General features: G+C 41.6%; 23 protein-coding genes and 1 pseudogene. 20 read left to right on the top strand and 4 right to left on the bottom strand.

The features are described 5' to 3' along the window. Positions 1 to 74 precede the first annotated feature (74 nt). Positions 75 to 803 (top strand): peroxide stress protein YaaA, encoded by a 729-nt coding sequence (gene yaaA, locus D8802_RS01920; RefSeq protein ID WP_125394583.1) that lies wholly within the window; start codon positions 75 to 77, stop codon positions 801 to 803. Between the two features lie 31 nt (positions 804 to 834). Here yaaA and D8802_RS01915 read toward each other — a convergent pair whose 3' ends face one another. Beyond that, entirely contained in the window at positions 835 to 1383 is a 549-nt protein-coding gene (locus D8802_RS01915; RefSeq protein ID WP_125394582.1) for an NAD(P)H-dependent oxidoreductase, read from the bottom strand. A 91-nt stretch (positions 1384 to 1474) separates the two neighbouring features. Then, entirely contained in the window at positions 1475 to 1921 is a 447-nt protein-coding gene (locus D8802_RS01910) for a MarR family winged helix-turn-helix transcriptional regulator (protein ID WP_050595437.1), read from the bottom strand. Positions 1922 to 2039: 118 nt separating this feature from the next. Here D8802_RS01910 and D8802_RS01905 point away from each other — a divergent pair, with 118 nt between their 5' ends. The 15 genes and pseudogenes from D8802_RS01905 to D8802_RS01835 all read left to right on the top strand — a co-directional run bounded on the left by D8802_RS01905 (position 2040) and on the right by D8802_RS01835 (position 12608). Continuing rightward, on the top strand, positions 2040 to 2516 hold the full coding sequence (locus D8802_RS01905) for a cell wall elongation regulator TseB-like domain-containing protein (protein ID WP_125394581.1): 477 nt from the start codon (positions 2040 to 2042) through the stop codon (positions 2514 to 2516). Between the two features lie 9 nt (positions 2517 to 2525). Then, the gene (locus D8802_RS01900; RefSeq protein WP_125394580.1) at positions 2526 to 3704 is read left to right on the top strand and encodes a pyridoxal phosphate-dependent aminotransferase; all 1179 of its coding nucleotides are present in this window, start codon (positions 2526 to 2528) and stop codon (positions 3702 to 3704) included. A gap of 150 nt (positions 3705 to 3854) precedes the next feature. Beyond that, positions 3855 to 5198, top strand: a complete 1344-nt coding sequence (gene asnS, locus D8802_RS01895; RefSeq protein ID WP_125394579.1) for an asparagine--tRNA ligase — start codon at positions 3855 to 3857, stop codon at positions 5196 to 5198. A gap of 148 nt (positions 5199 to 5346) precedes the next feature. Beyond that, on the top strand, positions 5347 to 5637 hold the full coding sequence (rpsF, locus tag D8802_RS01890) for a 30S ribosomal protein S6 (RefSeq protein WP_049530661.1): 291 nt from the start codon (positions 5347 to 5349) through the stop codon (positions 5635 to 5637). 11 nt (positions 5638 to 5648) lie between these two features. Beyond that, a complete protein-coding gene (ssbA, locus tag D8802_RS01885) occupies positions 5649 to 6119 on the top strand; it encodes a single-stranded DNA-binding protein SsbA (RefSeq protein WP_061453394.1) in 471 nt (156 codons plus the stop codon). Positions 6120 to 6150: 31 nt separating this feature from the next. Next, on the top strand, positions 6151 to 6390 hold the full coding sequence (gene rpsR, locus D8802_RS01880; RefSeq protein WP_000068664.1) for a 30S ribosomal protein S18: 240 nt from the start codon (positions 6151 to 6153) through the stop codon (positions 6388 to 6390). Positions 6391 to 6646: 256 nt separating this feature from the next. Next, positions 6647 to 7156 (top strand): GNAT family N-acetyltransferase, encoded by a 510-nt coding sequence (locus D8802_RS01875; RefSeq protein WP_125394578.1) that lies wholly within the window; start codon positions 6647 to 6649, stop codon positions 7154 to 7156. A gap of 81 nt (positions 7157 to 7237) precedes the next feature. Next, a complete protein-coding gene (locus D8802_RS01870; protein WP_125394577.1) occupies positions 7238 to 8638 on the top strand; it encodes a bifunctional Cof-type HAD-IIB family hydrolase/peptidylprolyl isomerase in 1401 nt (466 codons plus the stop codon). Position 8639: 1 nt separating this feature from the next. After that, entirely contained in the window at positions 8640 to 8999 is a 360-nt protein-coding gene (locus D8802_RS01865; RefSeq protein WP_084971639.1) for a S1 RNA-binding domain-containing protein, read from the top strand. Between the two features lie 31 nt (positions 9000 to 9030). Continuing rightward, positions 9031 to 9777, top strand: a complete 747-nt coding sequence (locus D8802_RS01860) for a tRNA1(Val) (adenine(37)-N6)-methyltransferase (protein ID WP_084971641.1) — start codon at positions 9031 to 9033, stop codon at positions 9775 to 9777. Next, positions 9767 to 10051 (top strand): GIY-YIG nuclease family protein, encoded by a 285-nt coding sequence (locus D8802_RS01855; protein ID WP_061453398.1) that lies wholly within the window; start codon positions 9767 to 9769, stop codon positions 10049 to 10051. Before D8802_RS01860 ends, D8802_RS01855 begins: the two co-directional genes overlap by 11 nt. 85 nt (positions 10052 to 10136) lie before the next feature. Then, positions 10137 to 11072 (top strand): manganese-dependent inorganic pyrophosphatase, encoded by a 936-nt coding sequence (locus D8802_RS01850; protein ID WP_125394576.1) that lies wholly within the window; start codon positions 10137 to 10139, stop codon positions 11070 to 11072. Between the two features lie 86 nt (positions 11073 to 11158). Then, a pseudogene (locus D8802_RS01845) lies at positions 11159 to 11672 on the top strand (YiiX/YebB-like N1pC/P60 family cysteine hydrolase). Beyond that, on the top strand, positions 11656 to 12306 hold the full coding sequence (locus D8802_RS01840; protein ID WP_125394575.1) for a DUF1803 domain-containing protein: 651 nt from the start codon (positions 11656 to 11658) through the stop codon (positions 12304 to 12306). Before D8802_RS01845 ends, D8802_RS01840 begins: the two are co-directional and overlap by 17 nt. Before the next feature lie 101 nt (positions 12307 to 12407). Further along, positions 12408 to 12608, top strand: a complete 201-nt coding sequence (locus D8802_RS01835) for a CsbD family protein (protein ID WP_000051185.1) — start codon at positions 12408 to 12410, stop codon at positions 12606 to 12608. A 35-nt stretch (positions 12609 to 12643) separates the two neighbouring features. On the opposite strand, the gene D8802_RS01830 is transcribed toward D8802_RS01835, so the two are convergent. Beyond that, complete coding sequence (locus tag D8802_RS01830) at positions 12644 to 14089, bottom strand: UDP-N-acetylmuramoyl-L-alanyl-D-glutamate--L-lysine ligase (protein WP_125394574.1); 1446 nt, start codon at positions 14087 to 14089, stop codon at positions 12644 to 12646. Between the two features lie 105 nt (positions 14090 to 14194). On the opposite strand from D8802_RS01830, the gene D8802_RS01825 reads away from it, so the two are divergent. Then, positions 14195 to 15817, top strand: coding sequence for a putative polysaccharide biosynthesis protein (locus D8802_RS01825; RefSeq protein WP_125394573.1), 1623 nt, complete (start codon positions 14195 to 14197; stop codon positions 15815 to 15817). Between the two features lie 111 nt (positions 15818 to 15928). On the opposite strand, the gene D8802_RS01820 is transcribed toward D8802_RS01825, so the two are convergent. Continuing rightward, entirely contained in the window at positions 15929 to 16294 is a 366-nt protein-coding gene (locus D8802_RS01820) for a DUF3397 domain-containing protein (RefSeq protein WP_125394572.1), read from the bottom strand. Positions 16295 to 16385: 91 nt separating this feature from the next. On the opposite strand from D8802_RS01820, the gene mnmL reads away from it, so the two are divergent. The 3 genes from mnmL to D8802_RS01805 are packed head-to-tail and all read left to right on the top strand — an operon-like array spanning position 16386 to position 18130. Continuing rightward, complete coding sequence (gene mnmL / locus D8802_RS01815) at positions 16386 to 17342, top strand: tRNA modification radical SAM protein MnmL/YtqA (RefSeq protein WP_125394571.1); 957 nt, start codon at positions 16386 to 16388, stop codon at positions 17340 to 17342. After that, entirely contained in the window at positions 17326 to 17883 is a 558-nt protein-coding gene (gene mnmM, locus D8802_RS01810; RefSeq protein ID WP_185758176.1) for a tRNA 5-(aminomethyl)-2-thiouridylate-methyltransferase MnmM, read from the top strand. Before mnmL ends, mnmM begins: the two co-directional genes overlap by 17 nt. Then, the gene (locus tag D8802_RS01805) at positions 17876 to 18130 is read left to right on the top strand and encodes a hypothetical protein (protein WP_000361094.1); all 255 of its coding nucleotides are present in this window, start codon (positions 17876 to 17878) and stop codon (positions 18128 to 18130) included. The genes mnmM and D8802_RS01805 overlap by 8 nt, the downstream gene beginning before the upstream one ends.

Below are 18130 nucleotides of genomic sequence, written 5' to 3'. Positions count from 1 at the left end.
GAAACCTCGGTATGAACCGAGGTTTTTAAGATGAAATTCTTGGTCGTGATTGAAAAATATGCTACACTAACAATATGAAAATTTTAATCCCAACAGCAAAAGAAATGAACACAGACCATCCTTGTATCGAAGCGCTCCCTTTGAGGGAAGAAAGTCAGGCAGTCCTTGTCTCATTGGCGCATTACTCAGCTAGTGAATTAGAGACTTTTTATAAGGTATCTGCCGAGAAAGCAGAAGAAGAGTACGCTCATATTCAAGCTTTAAAAGATCACAGGGCTAAGAACTATCCAGCCTTGAAACTCTTTGATGGTCTCATGTATCGCCACATCAAACGAGATGAGTTAACCGAGGCTGAACAAACCTATCTTGAAAATCATGTCCTGATTACCTCAGCTTTATACGGTGTTGTCCCCGCCTTGTCACCCATGGCTCCTCACCGTTTGGACTTCTTGGTGAAGTTAAAAGTTGCTGGAAAAACTCTAAAGAGTCATTGGAAGTCAGCCTATGATGAGGCACTTCAGGATGAGGACTTGATATTCTCACTCCTGTCATCAGAGTTTGAAACCGTATTTTCGAAGGAAATCAGAGAAAAGATGGTGACCTTCAAATTTATGGAGGACAAGGCAGGACAGTTGAAAATTCATTCAACCATTTCAAAAAAAGCCCGTGGCGCCTTTTTGACCGCCTTGATAGAAGGGCAAGTCCAAACAGTCGAACAAGCTCGCAAGCTCCGCTTTGCAGGTTTTGACTACCAACCTGATTTATCCAGTGACTTAGAACTCGTCTTTGTGAAACAAGCATAAAACCAGCTCATTCGAGCTGGTTTTTGCTGTATTAGTTGATGGCTGCAAGAAGGTCGTCAGCTTGTTTTGCAAGTGATGAAGCAGTTGCTTCTTCTAACACCAATTTTCCATCTGCCCAAGCAGAGTCATTGACACGAGCAGCTGTAAAATCACCAACGACTTGTGTACGGATAAATGGCAAGAGGTCTTTGTAAATAGCAAAGAGCTGCTCGTGACCGGCATTGGCTACAGATGAGACAGTAACAAACTTGTCTTGGAGGGCAGAAGTGCCACGTGTATCAGACAAGTCAAGGGCACGAGAGAGCCAGTCAAGCAAGTTTTTCACGGTTCCAGGGATAGAGAAGTTGTAGACTGGAGAGAAAATCCAGATGGCATCGGCAGCAAGGACTGCTTCACGAGCAGCAGCTACAGCTGGATGAGTTGGAACTTCCAAATCTTGGCTGAAGAGAGGAACAGCTGAGTAATCAAGATAGCTAACTTCCGCTTTTCCAGCAAGTGCTTTTTCAGCTTCGAGGGCCATTTGGTGGTTGAAAGAACCTTGGCGAAGTGAACCGACGATAAATAATACTTTTTTAGACATGATATGTCTCCTTTAGTTTAAAATTCAAAGAGCGAACTCTTTTGTTACCATCCATGTTACAACAAATGATACTAATTAGCAATAATTTTGCTCACAAATTTTTAAATTTTTTTAAAATGCGGATTAAGTCTTCCTTTTCGCCATCTTCCAAGATGCTGAGTGCTTCTACGATCGAATCGATATGGTCAGGAAGAACCTCTTCGATTTTTCTGCGTCCTGCAGGTGTTAATTTCAGGAAAAAGGAGCGACGATCCTTGGGGTCGCAAGTTCTAGAAATCCATCCATCTCGAACCATATTTCGAATGACAACAGTCATGTTTCCAGAAGTGGCTAGCATTTTTTCAATCAAATCCTGAATGCGCAGTTCCCCCTTGCTATAGAGGGTTTCCAAAACTGAAAATTGGGTGGGTGTTAGCCCGTGTTCTTTAGCAGCCTTAGCTTCATATGGTTTAAAAGTCCGTATGGCTTTATTGAGGATGATAGCCGTCTTCAAGTCTAATTGATTATCGGAAATTTTCTCTTTCAAATATTGTTTCATAAGGCTATTTTATCAATAATGAGAGAGAAAAACAAGAACTTACATTTTATAGGAAAAGAATCTTAGAATGTTCCCGTCTTCACTTGTAATAAAGAAGGAGAGATGGTAAAATAGACGAGTGAAACTAAGACAGAAAAAAGCAAAAAACAAGCTACTTTTACAGTATGGAATCGGCATTGCTCTGGTAGTACTAGTCATGACGACTTCCTTCCTTTATCTGATATCACTCAGCATGAAACCCTATCAAGATGCTAGAGTTGAGGGAGAAAAACTAGCCAAGCAGTATGCAGAATTGGAAAAGGCAGATCAGGTTGATTTTTATAATGGACTAGAAGGTTATTACAGCGTTTTAGGACATAATAAAAAGCAAGAGGCCATTGCCGTACTGATTGAAAAGAATGACCACAAGATTTACGTTTATCAGCTAGATAAGGGGATTTCTCAAGACAAGGCAGCGACGATTTCGAGGGAAAAAGGAGCTAGCGACATTGACAAAGTCACCTTTGGTCGCTATCAGGACAAGCCAATTTGGGAAGTTAAGTCAGGAAATCACTACTATCTGATAGATTTTGAAACTGGAGCATTGGTCCAATAAGGAGGGCATATGAAACTATCCAAACGTGTACTAGAAATGGAAGAGAGTGTCACTCTAGCTAGTGATGCAAGAGCTAAAGCATTAAAAGCTCAAGGAAGGGATGTCCTTTTCTTAACCTTGGGGCAGCCAGATTTTCATACTCCTGAAAATATTCAGGATGCGGCGGTGGAAGCGATTCGAGATGGACGAGCTTCCTTTTATACAGTTGCTTCAGGGCTACCAGAGTTAAAGGCGGCGGTTAATACCTATTTTGAACGCTACTATGGCTATTCCGTAGCAGCCAACGAGGTTACATTTGCTACAGGTGCCAAGTTCTCTCTCTATACCTTTTTTATGGCCGTGGTCAATCCAGGTGATGAGGTCATCATCCCTACACCATACTGGGTCAGTTATGGAGACCAAGTCAAGATGGCAGAAGGTGTGCCGGTCTTTGTCCAAGCCAAGGAAGACAATCACTTTAAAGTAACAGTCGAGCAGCTAGAAGCAGCTCGAACAGATAAGACCAAGGTCTTGGTTCTCAATTCGCCATCGAATCCGACTGGTATGATCTACTCTCGTGAGGAATTGCTGGCTATCGGAAATTGGGCGGTTGAACATGATGTTCTCATCCTAGCAGATGATATCTACGGACGTCTGGTTTATAACGGAAATGAATTTGTTCCAATCTCTAGTCTGTCAGAAACCATTCGCAAGCAAACCATTGTTATTAACGGTGTATCTAAGGCATATGCCATGACTGGTTGGCGAGTAGGTTATGCAGTAGGAAATCCTGAGATTATTGCTGCTATGAGCAAATTGACAGGACAAACAACCTCGAATCTAACAGCTGCTTCTCAATATGCAACGATTGAAGCCCTAACTGGACCTCAGGACTCCGTCGAAAACATGCGCCAAGCATTTGAGGAACGTTTGAATACCATTTATCCTCTCTTGTGCCAAGTACCAGGATTTGAAGTTGTCAAGCCCCAAGGAGCCTTCTATCTCTTCCCAAATGTTAAAAAAGCGATGGAGATGAAGGGTTATACCGATGTGACAGACTTTACAACAGCTATCCTTGAAGAAGTCGGTCTGGCTTTGATTACAGGAGCAGGATTTGGGGCGCCAGAAAATGTTCGTCTCAGTTATGCAACTGACATGGATACCTTGAAAGAAGCTATTCGCCGTTTGCATCAATTTATGGAAAAATAAACTTAGAATCTTCGTCGTTTTGGCGAAGATTTTTTGTAACGAGATTCTCGCGAAATTTCTCCAGTAGAACCTAGCTATCAGAGTCTATTTGTGGTAAAATAGTGGGTAATGATGTCTTCGGACAAGTTAAAGAAAAAGGAAGATAAAAACATGACAAAACGTGTAACAATTATCGAAGTAAAAGATTACGTTGGTCAAGAAGTGACCATCGGAGCCTGGGTTGCCAACAAATCAGGAAAAGGAAAAATTGCCTTCTTGCAATTGCGTGATGGAACAGCCTTTTTCCAAGGAGTTGCCTTCAAACCAAACTTTATTGAAAAATTTGGCGAAGAAGTTGGTCTTGAAAAATTTGAAACAATCAAACACTTGAGCCAAGAAACTTCAGTCTATGTGACAGGGATTGTCAAAGAAGATGAGCGTTCTAAGTTTGGCTATGAACTCGATATCACAGACATCGAAGTCATCGGTGAATCACAAGACTACCCAATCACTCCAAAAGAACACGGAACAGACTTCTTGATGGACAACCGTCACTTGTGGTTGCGCTCTCGTAAGCAAGTAGCAGTCATGCAAATTCGTAACGCTATCATCTATGCAACCTATGAGTTCTTCGACAAGAACGGTTTCATGAAGTTTGATAGTCCAATTCTTTCAGGAAATGCGGCAGAAGATTCAACAGAGCTCTTTGAAACTGACTACTTTGGAACGCCAGCCTACTTGAGTCAATCAGGTCAGCTTTACTTAGAAGCGGGTGCTATGGCTCTTGGTCGTGTCTTTGACTTTGGTCCAGTATTCCGTGCTGAAAAATCAAAAACGCGCCGTCACTTGACTGAGTTCTGGATGATGGATGCTGAGTACTCCTACTTGACACACGATGAGTCACTTGACTTGCAAGAAGCTTATGTAAAGGCTCTTCTTCAAGGTGTTCTAGATCGTGCGCCTCAAGCCTTGGAAACCTTGGAACGTGATACAGAGCTCTTGAAACGCTACATTGCAGAGCCATTCAAACGGATCACTTACGATCAAGCCATTGACCTCTTGCAAGAGCATGAAAACGATGAAGACGCTGACTACGAACACCTTGAGCATGGTGATGACTTTGGTTCACCACATGAAACATGGATTTCAAACCACTTTGGTGTACCAACGTTTGTCATGAACTATCCAGCAGCCATCAAGGCCTTCTACATGAAACCAGTCCCTGGAAATCCAGAGCGCGTGCTTTGTGCAGACTTGCTGGCACCAGAAGGGTATGGAGAAATCATCGGTGGTTCTATGCGTGAAGAAGACTATGATGCCCTTGTTTCTAAGATGGAAGAACTGGGTATGGATCGTACAGAATACGAATTCTATCTTGACCTTCGTAAATACGGTACTGTACCACACGGTGGATTTGGGATTGGTATCGAGCGTATGGTAACTTTCGCAGCAGGAACTAAACATATCCGCGAAGCTATTCCATTCCCACGTATGTTACATCGTATCAAACCATAAACTAGAAAAAAGAAGATGATTTCATCTTCTTTTTTCACTTTTATCTTGCTATCTATCGGTTTTTCTAGTATAATAGTTAATTGTGAGCAAACCTCACTTACCCCTTGCAAAGTCTTGGGGTCATTAGACCAAAAGGAGGAACATATCAATGGCTAAATACGAAATTCTTTATATCATTCGTCCAAACATTGAAGAAGAAGCGAAAAACGCTTTGGTAGCACGTTTTGACTCTATCTTGACTGACAACGGTGCAACTGTTGTTGAATCAAAAACTTGGGAAAAACGTCGTCTTGCATACGAAATCCAAGATTTCCGTGAAGGACTTTACCACATCGTTAACGTTGAAGCAAACGACGACGCAGCTCTTAAAGAGTTTGACCGTCTTTCAAAAATCAACGCTGACATTCTTCGTCACATGATCGTCAAACTTGACGCGTAAGAAGGTAAATTATGATTAACAATGTTGTACTTGTAGGGCGTATGACACGTGACGCTGAGTTGCGTTATACCCCATCAAATGTAGCAGTTGCGACTTTTACTCTTGCAGTAAACCGTACATTCAAGAGTCAAAATGGCGAACGTGAGGCTGATTTCATCAATGTCGTCATGTGGCGCCAACAGGCTGAAAATCTTGCTAACTGGGCTAAAAAAGGCTCTCTTATCGGGATAACCGGTCGTATCCAAACTCGTAGTTACGATAACCAGCAAGGACAACGTGTCTACGTAACAGAAGTCGTGGCTGATAATTTCCAAATGTTGGAAAGCCGTAGTGTGCGTGAAGGACATACAGGTGGAGCTTATTCTGCACCAACTACTAGTTATACAGCACCTACACAATCAGTACCAGACTTTTCACGTGATGAAAATCCATTTGGAGCAACCAATCCTTTGGATATTTCAGATGATGATTTACCATTCTAATGGACAATTAATACTATAAAGGAGAAAAAACATGGCTCAACAACGTCGTGGCGGATTCAAACGCCGTAAAAAAGTTGATTACATCGCAGCAAACAAAATTGAATATGTTGATTACAAAGATACTGAGCTTCTTAGCCGTTTCGTTTCAGAACGTGGGAAAATCCTTCCTCGTCGTGTAACAGGAACTTCAGCTAAAAACCAACGTAAAGTAACAACAGCTATCAAACGCGCTCGCGTAATGGCTTTGATGCCTTTCGTAAACGAAGATTAAAGAAAAAAAAGACCCCAACGGGTCTTTTTTTCACGAGCTTTGAAATGAGAAGGCGAGTCAGGTCCGAGGGACCTCTTTTTCTGATCAACTCGGGTCTTTTTTCAGATTCGGTTGAACCTCTTTTTCAGACTTTTACGGGGTTCTGTTGGACAGAGCTACTTTTGACCTAGTAAGATGCTTTTTTCTTACTAGGTTATTTCTTTTTATTTTTATTATCGTGCTATAATGGTGGGAGAAAGTTTTAAAGGAGCAGCTTATGAAGACGACGTGTTCAATTAGAAAAATGCAAGAATCTGACATTAAAGATCTCTCTCGAGGATTTACTAGCCAAGGTTGGCCAAGTAGAGAGGAGATTTTAACTCGATACTTTAAGGAGCAGGAAAGTGGAGAGAGGGAAGTGTTAATTGCTGACCTTACCAGTGCTGTAGTGGGCTACATTACTATTTTACCTGATGCTAAGCAGGGACCCTTTGCTGGAATGGCTCCAGAACTGTCAGATTTCAATGTCTTTGAAGCCTTTCAAAACCAAGGTATTGGCAATCTCTTGATAGAAGAAGCAGAAAAACGAGTTAAGCTCATATCGGATAAGGTAACCCTAGGTGTTGGTCTCCATTCAGGATATGGACCTGCCCAGAGATTGTACATCAAACGAGGCTATATTCCAGATGGTTCAGGCGTTTGGTATCGAAACCAACCTTTGGAAATGAATGCCACTATTCAAAATAATGATGATTTAGTTCTGTACTTATCCAAGGAATTAGAATAAGAGATAGCGAATTTTTTGGAGATGTGGGATTTCTCTACTTTATGGTATAATGGAAAGAGTTAGATTGAAAGAGGTAGAGAGATGGATGCAAAATTAAAATACAAGGCAAAGAAGATTAAAATCGTCTTTTTTGATATCGATGATACCCTGCGTGCGTCAAAGACAGGTTTTATTCCGGATACAATTCCTACTGTCTTTAAGCGGTTGCGTGAAAAAGGGATTTTGACAGGAATTGCTTCTGGACGTGGCATTTTTGGAGTTGTTCCAGAGATTCGTGAACTCAAGCCGGACCTTTTTGTGACCTTGAATGGTGCTTATATAGAAGATAAAAAAGGAAATATTATTTATCAACATCGGATTGAGAAGTCAGATGTTGAGGAGTATATCTCTTGGACCAAGCAAGAGGGGATTGAATATGGTTTGGTTGGCAGTCATGCTGCTAAACTCTCCACTCGGACAGAAATGATCAGTGAGGCTATTGATCCGATTTACCCGAACTTGGATGTGGATCCTGACTTCCATGAAAAAGCAGATATTTACCAGATGTGGACCTTTGAAGATAAAGGGGATGACTTGCACTTGCCAGATTCCTTGTCGGATAAACTTCGCATGGTGCGTTGGCATGAACATTCATCTGATATCGTGCCCATTTCAGGATCAAAAGCAAGTGGTGTAGCTGAGGTTGTGGAGCATCTAGGCTTGAAACCAGAAAATATCATGGTTTTTGGAGACGGTCTCAATGACTTGGAACTCTTTGATTATGCAGGAATTAGTATTGCCATGGGAGTTTCCCATGAAAAAATCAAAGAAAAAGCAGATTATACTACAAAAACAGTAGAAGAAGATGGTGTTTTTGATGCCTTAACTAAGTTTGGTTTAGTAGAAAAAGAATTGCATTTTCCACAAGTAGACATTGAAACAGTGGAAGGTCCGCTGGCGACCATTAAGACAAATCACGGAGACTTGCGTATCAAGCTCTTCCCTGAACATGCTCCCAAAACAGTAGCCAACTTTGTCGCTCTTTCAAAAGACGGTTACTATGATGGTGTGATTTTTCACCGTATTATCAAGGACTTTATGATCCAAGGCGGGGACCCAACCGGTACTGGTATGGGTGGTGAGTCAATCTACGGTGATTCTTTTGAAGATGAATTTTCAGAAGAACTCTATAATGTTCGCGGGGCTCTTTCTATGGCCAATGCTGGACCAAATACCAATGGCAGTCAGTTCTTTATCGTGCAAAACCAACACTTGCCATACTCTAAGAAAGAGATTGCGCGTGGTGGTTGGCCAGAACCAATCGCTGAGATTTATGCAGAGCAAGGCGGAACTCCTCACCTTGACCGCCGTCACACTGTTTTTGGGCAATTGGTCGATGCAGAATCTTTTGCAGTCTTGGATGCCATTGCAGCTGTTGAAACTGGTGCTATGGACAAGCCAGTTGAAGATGTAGTAATTGAAACGATTGAAATTGAGGACTAATATGAAAATTGGTGATAAGCTAAAGGGGCGTATTACAGGAATTCAGCCTTATGGTGCCTTTGTCGAATTAGAGACAGGGGTGATTGGGCTGATCCATATTTCAGAGATTCGGACAGGATTTATCGAAAATATCTATGAAGTTTTGAAAATTGGTGAAGAAGTGCAAGTTCAGGTTGTTGATTTGGACGAATTTTCAGGTAAAGCCAGTCTGTCTATTCGCACGCTGGAGGAAGAAAAACACCAACTGCCAAGACGAAGACGTTTTTCAAATGACCGTATCAAGCACGGTTTTGCTCCACTTAGCCGAATGATGCCTGTCTGGACAAGGGAAGCCCTCAACAATCTGAAAGAGAAAAACTAGTCTATTAGATTTCGTATTTTAAAATCAATATATGGAAGAACAATTATTAAAATCAGGAGAGCGCATCAACCAGCTCTTTTCGACAGATATCAAGATCATTCAAAATAGAGAAGTATTTAGCTATTCGGTGGATAGTGTTCTCTTGTCACGCTTTCCTCGCTTTCCTAAAAATGGCTTAATTGTGGACTTTTGTGCTGGAAATGGTGCAGTTGGACTTTTTGCAAGTAGTCGTACCAAGGCCAAAATTCTCTCTGTGGAGATTCAGGAGCGCTTGGCGGATATGGCTGAGCGTTCAGTTCAATTGAATGGTTTGGAAGAGCAGATGCAGGTTATCTGCGATGATTTGAAAAATATGCCTGCACACATTAAGGGAAGTAAGGTGGATATGATCTTGTGCAATCCGCCTTATTTCAAGGTGGACCCGCATTCCAATCTGAACGAGAGTGAACACTACCTCTTAGCTAGACATGAAATTACAACTAATCTAGAGGAAATCTGTCGAAGTGCTCAGAGTATTCTCAAGTCTAATGGCCGTTTGGCTATGGTTCATCGTCCAGATCGACTTTTGGATATTCTAGACATGCTTCAACGTCACAATTTGGCACCTAAGCGCCTGCAATTTGTCTATCCTAAACGAGAGAAGGAGGCAAATATGCTCTTAATCGAAGCTATCAAGGATGGATCGACGAGTGGCTTCAAGGTCTTGCCACCACTCATTGTTCACAATGACGATGGCTCCTATACGCCAGAAATCCAAGAGATTTACTATGGATCATAAGGCATATATGTATGTGGTGGAGTGCCGTGACGGTTCTTACTATACTGGTTATACGACAGATGTGAAGAAACGCCTTGCCGTTCATAATAGTGGTAAGGGTGCCAAGTATACCCGAGCTCGCTTGCCAGTCAAACTCATCTATGTAGAGGGCTTTGCTAGCAAGGAAGAAGCCATGTCTGCAGAGGCTCTCCTCAAACGTAAGAAACGTCCACAGAAAGAACGGTTTTTATCTGAAAATCATTCAAAAAATCTAGTTAGCGATATTGATGTCTAATGAGGAGTCCTTTGACTCCTCTTACTTTTGTCAAAAGAGAAAAAAAGTGCTAAAATAAGATGAATAAATTTAAAGAGGTATTATCATGTCTAAGATTCTAGTATTTGGTCACCAAAATCCAGATTCAGATGCCATCGGGTCATCTGTAGCCTTTGCCTATCTTGCAAAAGAAGCTTATGGATTGGACACAGAAGCAGTTGCTCTCGGTACTCCAAACGAAGAAACAGCCTTCGTTTTGAACTATTTTGGTGTAGAAGCACCGCGTGTTATCACATCAGCTAAAGCAGAAGGTGCAGAACAAGTCATCTTGACTGACCACAATGAATTCCAACAATCAGTGTCAGATATCGCTGAAGTAGAAGTTTACGGAGTTGTGGATCACCACCGTGTGGCTAACTTTGAAACTGCAAGTCCGCTTTACATGCGTTTGGAACCAGTTGGATCAGCTTCATCTATCGTTTACCGCATGTTCAAAGAACATGGTGTAGCAGTTCCTAAAGAAATCGCAGGTTTGATGCTTTCAGGTTTGATTTCAGATACCCTTCTTTTGAAATCACCAACAACACACCCATCAGATAAAGTTATCGCTCCTGAATTGGCAGACTTGGCTGGAGTCAACTTGGAAGAGTACGGTCTTGCTATGCTGAAAGCTGGTACAAACTTGGCTAGTAAATCTGCTGAAGAATTGATTGACATTGATGCTAAGACTTTTGAACTCAACGGAAATAAGGTTCGTGTTGCCCAAGTGAATACGGTTGATATTGCTGAAGTTTTGGAACGTCAAGCTGAAATCGAAGCAGCAATGCAAGCGGCTAATGCGGCAAACGGCTACTCTGACTTTGTTTTGATGATTACAGACATCGTAAACTCAAACTCAGAAATTTTGGCTCTTGGATCAAACATGGACAAGGTGGAAGCAGCTTTCAACTTCAAACTTGAAAATAATCACGCTTTCCTTCCAGGTGCTGTTTCACGTAAGAAACAAGTGGTGCCTCAGTTGACTGAAAGCTTTAATGGGTAAGTTCCTGAGTGATAATTGAAACGAGGAAACTTTAGTTTCCTTATAGCTAAAGGAGTCTCGGCTCCTTTTTTTTCTAGGAGAGAAAGATGTTAGAAAATGGTGATTTGATTTTTGTGAGAGATGAGTCGGACATGGGACAGGCTATCCAGGCTTCTACTGGGAACTATAGTCATGTAGCCATCTTTTTGGACGGTTTCATCTACCATGCTAGTGGGCGAGCAGGTGTCATCTGTCAAGAACCGACTGAATTTTTTGAACCGACTCATCTCTACGATCTTTATGCCTACCCAGAGATAGAAGCTGACTTGGTAAAGGAAAGAGCAAGCAAATATTTAGGTGAACCCTATAATGCCTCCTTTTATCCAGATGGGCCTGGCTTTTACTGTTCTCAGTACATCGCTGAAATCCTACCGATTTTTGAGAGCGTACCGATGAAATTTGGGGACGGGAAGCAGGAGATTAGTGATTTTTGGAGTGAATATTACAGGAAACTCGAACTTCCTGTGCCTCTGAATCAACCAGGGACCAATCCCAGTCAAGTTGGCAGCATCTCCTCTTTTAGAATGCAAAGAAAGGAATCTTCATGATTCAGATTTTTAATCCTTCTCGTTTGATTCGACAGCCATTTTTTATAGATTTGGTTGACTATCTGGACCAGCATGACGATGTGATTCTACGAGAAATCAAAGCTCAGTTTCCAGATGTGGCAGTTGATAAACTCATGGAAGAGTATATTAAGGCAGGCTTGATCCGAAGGGAAAACAAACGTTATTCCCTCAATCTCCCTTTTCTAGAATCTACGGATAATTTAGCCCTTGACCAAGAAATTTTTATAAGAGAGGACAGTCCAATCTATCAAGCCTTGCTGGAGAAGACTTTTGAAACGGAATTGCGCAATCAAACCAATGCAGCTATTTTAGTTGAAAAGACTGACTTCTCGAGAAAAAAAATGACCCTATCTAATTATTTCTACAAGGTCAAGAATCAATATTCTTTGACAGAAAAACAGCAGGAACTCTATGCCATTTTGGGGGATGTCAATCCAGAGTACGCCCTCAAGTATATGACGACTTTTTTACTGAAGTTTCTCAAAAAAGACCAGCTCATGCAGAAACGGCGTGATATCTTTGTGGACAGTTTAGTCGTTCTAGGCTATATTGTGCAAAATGAAGCTGGAAAGTATGAGTTGTCCGTTGATTTCGACAAGGAACGGTTGACTTTCTATTTACCTTAATTGCTTCATTTTGAGCAGATTGTTTGACTTTGCTAAAGAATAAGCATAAACTGAATGTAAGCGATAACCATTATCGTATTAAAAGCAAAGGAGACAGAGTTATGTCACTTGAAAATAAATTGGAACAAGCGACTGGTGCTATCAAAGAAGGATTTGGTAAAGTTACTGGCGATAGCAAGACAGAAGCAGAAGGTGCTGTAGAAAAAACAGTTGCCAAAGCAAAAGAAGTTGTTGAAGATGCTAAAGGTGCTGTAGAAGGTGCCGTTGAAGGTCTTAAAAACTCATTTAAGAAAGAAGACTAAAAAAATCAAGGGAATGTTTCCCTTGATTTTTTATTTTATAGATAACGTTCTGCGATAGCTGTGTCTCCAGGATAGTCTTCTTTCTTTCCTTGGATAATCTGGTAACAATCAGCTCCCTTGCCTGCAATAATCACGGCATCAACTTCTTGATTTGTGATGGCCATCGCTGCCTTGATAGCTTCTTCACGATCGGCAATCTTTTCAACAGGATGACTGATATAGCTGCTGATTTCCTCTGCAATGGCCATTGGATCTTCATAGTTTGGATCATCCGCGGTTAGAAAGACTTGAATCTCAGGGTGTTGATCGAGAAGGAGTCCAAAGTCTTTGCGACGACTTTCACCCTTGTTTCCAGTCGAACCGAGAACCAGAGCAATTTTTCCAGTTTGATGAGTTTCAACCACATTGATGAGTTTTTTCAGACTGTCTCCATTGTGAGCATAGTCGATGAAGACCTTGGCTCCATTTTTCTGCGTAAGGACTTCCATACGTCCAGGGACACGGGTTGCAGCGATTCCTTTTTTGATTTCTTCAAGACTGGCTCCGAGACGAAGGCAGGCAAGTCCTGCAGCAACTGCATTTTCTTGGTTAAAGTGACCGATGAGTTGAATATCATAATCTCCAGCAAGTTTACCAGTAGCTGAAAAGCTAAAGGCTTTGGAATTCTCAATTTGGTTACTTGACTGGCTACCATAGAAGTCATGCTCTTGATCTTCCACTTGTTCCTTCAGCACAGAGAAGTGGTCCATGTCGCTATTAATGACAACTGCTCGGCTATTTTTCATCAAGAGACGTTTGTGGTAGAAGTAATCTTCAAAACTAGGATGCTCAATCGGACCGATATGGTCAGGACTGATGTTAAGAAAGACACCTACATCAAAGGTTAATCCGTAGACTCGCTTAACCAAGTATGCTTGACTGGAGACTTCCATGATGAGATGGGTTCTTCCGTTATGAACAGCTTGAGCCATCATATCAAAGAGATCGATACTTTCAGGAGTTGTGAGGGCAGATTTAAAGAAGGTTTTGCCATCTAAGGTTGTATTCATGGTAGACAGCATAGCTGGGTGATGGTGTTGAGCCAAGATGTTATAGGCAAAATAGGCCGCTGTTGTCTTACCTTTGGTTCCAGTGAAGGCGAGAATTTTGAGTTTCTCTTGTGGATTACCATAAAACTCCATAGCAATCAAACTCATGGCTTTCTTAATATCGCTCACGACAATAACAGGAATACCAACTTCGTAGTCTTGCTCAGCTACATACCATCCGAGACCTTGTGTAATAGCAGAGGTAAGGAATTCTTTTTTAAAGGCAGCGCCTTTTGCAAAAAAAAGAGTGCCTTCTTTTACTTTTCGGCTATCGTAACTGATGCTGTCAAAAACAACTTCGCTGTAGTTGTAGTAGTAATGACCTTGGTCGATAATCTCGCGGAAGAGACTATCCTTTTTTAAAATATCTAATACGGTTTCAATCTTTATCATACTTTCTATTGTAAACCGAAAGTCGTAAATTTACAAGTGACAAGGAAAAGTTTATAATGGAAGATGAGGAAAATTTCCTAGTTATCAAAATTGAATGAGGAAACTATGTCTAACGAAAACAATCACCAGCAAGCCCAGATGTTGCGAGGGACTGCTTGGCTAACAGCTAGCAACTTTATTAGTCGCCTCCTTGGGGCTATCTACATTATTCCCTGGTATATCTGGATGGGGACCTATGCTGCCAAGGCAAATGGTCTCTTTACCATGGGCTACAATATTTACGCCTGGTTCTTGCTGATTTCGACAGCGGGTATCCCAGTTGCGGTCGCCAAACAAGTGGCTAAGTACAATACCATGCGAGAAGAAGAGCATAGCTTTGCCTTGATTCGGAGTTTTTTAGGTTTTATGACAGGATTGGGTTTAGTCTTTGCCTTGGTCTTGTATCTCTTTGCTCCTTGGTTAGCAGACTTGTCGGGCGTGGGGAAAGACCTAATTCCTATCATGCAGAGTTTGGCTTGGGCAGTTCTGATTTTTCCATCTATGAGTGTTATCCGGGGCTTCTTCCAAGGGATGAATAACCTGAAACCCTATGCTATGAGCCAAATCGCCGAGCAGGTGATCCGTGTTATCTGGATGTTGCTGACTACTTTTATTATCATGAAGATGGGTTCTGGTGACTACTTATCAGCCGTTACCCAATCGACCTTTGCGGCATTTGTGGGGATGGTGGCCAGTTTTGCAGTCTTGATCTACTTCCTTGCCCAAGAAGGTTTACTCAAAAGAGTCTTTGAAACACGGGATAAGATCAATAGCAAGCGACTCTTGGTTGATACCATCAAGGAAGCCATTCCCTTTATCCTGACAGGATCAGCCATCCAGCTCTTCCAGATTTTAGACCAGATGACCTTCATCAATAGCATGACCTGGTTTACCAACTACAGCAATGAAGACTTGGTTGTCATGTTTTCTTATTTCTCCGCCAATCCTAATAAAATTACTATGATTTTGATTTCTGTTGGAGTTTCGATTGGAAGTGTTGGCTTGCCACTTTTGACGGAAAATTATGTCAAGGGTGATTTGAGAGCTGCTGCTCGTCTAGTTCAAGATAGTATGACCATGCTCTTTATGTTTCTCTTACCAGCAACGGTTGGAGTCGTCATGGTGGGGGAGCCTCTCTATACAGTCTTTTATGGCAAGCCAGATAGTCTGGCCATGGGCTTGTTTGTCTTTGCAGTTTTGCAGTCTACTATCCTAGGTTTGTATATGGTCTTGTCACCCATGCTTCAGGCCATGTTCCGCAATCGCAAGGCAGTTCTTTATTTTGTCTATGGATCCATTGCTAAGTTAGTCTTGCAGTTACCAACTATTGCCATTTTCCATAGTTATGGTCCCTTGATTTCAACGACCATCGGTCTCATCATTCCTAATGTATTGATGTACCGAGATATCTGCCAGGTAACGGGTGCTCGTCGAAAGATTATCTTGAAGCGGACAATTTTGATTATGATTTTGACCATGGTCATGTTTCTCTTAGTTGGTTTTCTACAGTGGATTTTAGGATTTTTCTTCCAACCAACAGGACGTTTGTGGAGTTTCCTCTATGTAGCTCTTATCGGAGGTCTCGGGGGAGGACTCTATGGTTTAATGAGTCTTGGCACTCACCTATTGGATAAGATTATTGGGAAACCTCAAGCAGACCGCCTACGAGCAAGATTTAAACGATCTTAACAAAATAGATTTATAAATAAAAGGAATGCTGGCTCTTTGTTAAGTGTCTGGGTTAGCTGACACCATAAATTTCCATAAATTAAAATCCCTAGAATCAGTTGTTCTAGGGATTTATTGGGATGTGAGCATGATTAACTCTACAATCATAGCGATATAGAGGACTAAGGTCAGGAGAAAACCTGCTCTCCAGAAGAATTTGATGAATTTAGGATAATAAAAACTTCGTTTTTTGATGAGGAAAAAGATCACAAGGAGGATTGCTAGGAGAGAAAGTGCGACTCCAAGTCGCGGTAGAAAGTTGTGGGTAAAGGCTTTAGCAGTGATCAGATAATACTCAAATACCAAAAGTGGAAAAGCTAAATCCGCAAAGTTCAGTCCTAGTTTTTTCAGTTTAAAAAGTTTTGTTACAATGATGGAGACCACGAGGGTTAATACCAACAATAAAGTAGCTGCTATTTTCATTAAAATCATACCCATATTGTATCATAAAAAACCGCTAAAGGAAATGAGAAACAAGGGAATTTGTAGGAAAGTCAGGCTTTTGAGATTGTGGGTATTTTTTGTTATAATGAAGGTTATGAAATCTTATAATACCTTGAATGATTATTATCGAAAACTTTTTGGAGAAAAGACTTTTAAAGTTCCTATCGATGCGGGGTTTGACTGTCCAAATCGCGATGGAACTGTGGCTCATGGGGGCTGTACCTTTTGTACGGTTTCTGGTTCTGGAGATGCCATCGTGGCACCGGATGCCCCTATCCGTGAGCAATTTTATAAGGAAATTGACTTTATGCATCGCAAGTGGCCAGATGTTAAAAAGTATCTAGTTTATTTCCAAAACTTTACCAACACCCATGAAAAGGTGGAAGTGATTCGGGAGCGATATGAGCAGGCTATCAACGAGCCAGGTGTAGTAGGGATCAATATCGGAACACGGCCAGACTGTTTACCCGATGAAACCATCAAATATTTGGCTGAGTTGTCGGAGCGTATGCATGTGACGGTAGAATTGGGCCTGCAGACCACTTATGAAGCAACCTCTGACCTGATTAACCGTGCCCATTCTTATGAATTGTACGTGGAAACGGTCAAGCGCTTGAGGAAATATCCCAAGATTGAGATTGTTTCCCATTTGATTAATGGTCTGCCCGGTGAGACTCATGAGATGATGGTCGAAAATGTCCGTCTCTGTGTTACGGATAATGATATTCAAGGAATTAAACTGCACTTGCTTCACCTCATGACCAATACACGGATGCAGCGAGATTACCACGAAGGACGTTTGCAACTGATGAGTAAGGATGAGTATGTCCAGGTCATTTGTGACCAACTGGAAATCATTCCCAAGCATATCGTCATCCATCGAATCACGGGAGATGCGCCTAGAGATATGCTGATTGGCCCTATGTGGAGCCTCAATAAATGGGAAGTGCTAAATGCTATTGAAACTGAAATGAGACGCCGCGGAAGTGTTCAAGGATGCAAGGCTGTAAAACAGGAGTTTGAAAATGAAAAGACCACTTGAGATGGCACATGATTTTTTGGCTGAGGTTGTGACTCAGGATGATATCGTAGTGGATGCAACCATGGGCAATGGTCACGATACGCTTTTTTTAGCCAAGCTAGCCAAGCAAGTCTATGCCTTTGATATCCAGGAGCAGGCTTTGGAGAAAACCCAAGAGCGTTTAAATGAGGCAGGTTTAGAGAATGTTCAGTTAATCTTACAAGGTCATGAGACACTTGACCAGTTTGTGACAGAAGCTAAGGCAGGGATTTTTAATCTTGGTTATTTACCTTCTGCTGACAAATCCGTCATCACCCAACCTCAGACTACTATCGAAGCATTAGAAAAGCTGTGTCATTTGCTTGTCAAGGGGGGACGGATTGCTATCATGATCTACTATGGTCATGAGGGAGGAGATCTTGAGAGGGATGTTGTTTTGAACTTTGTTAGCCAGTTGAACCAACAAGAGTACACAGCTGCCATTTACCGAACTTTAAACCAAGTAAACAACCCACCATTTTTAGTAATGATTGAAAAATTAGAGAGATATAGACATGGATAAACAATACCTTCGTGAGAAGCTTGAGGCTATGCGCCAAAATTTTGTCGAGTCAACGCATCACGAGCGAGCAGTCGGCGTGCTCGACGAAGCACATATGAGCAAGAAAATGCTTAAAATCAAGAAAAAATTAGTGGCTCTTGAAATGGAACGATGCCAGAAAAAAATTGAGCACAAAGACTGTTCTAAGATTGATCAGAAAATCCAAGAGCAAAAGGAGATTTTTGAATCTTGTTGTAAAAAAGATTAA

The organism is Streptococcus oralis (assembly GCF_003943395.1).
Taxonomy (GTDB): domain Bacteria; phylum Bacillota; class Bacilli; order Lactobacillales; family Streptococcaceae; genus Streptococcus; species Streptococcus oralis_BF.
The sequence above is the reverse complement of the archived record's forward strand: the minus strand, read 5'-3'. Positions and strand labels throughout refer to the sequence as shown.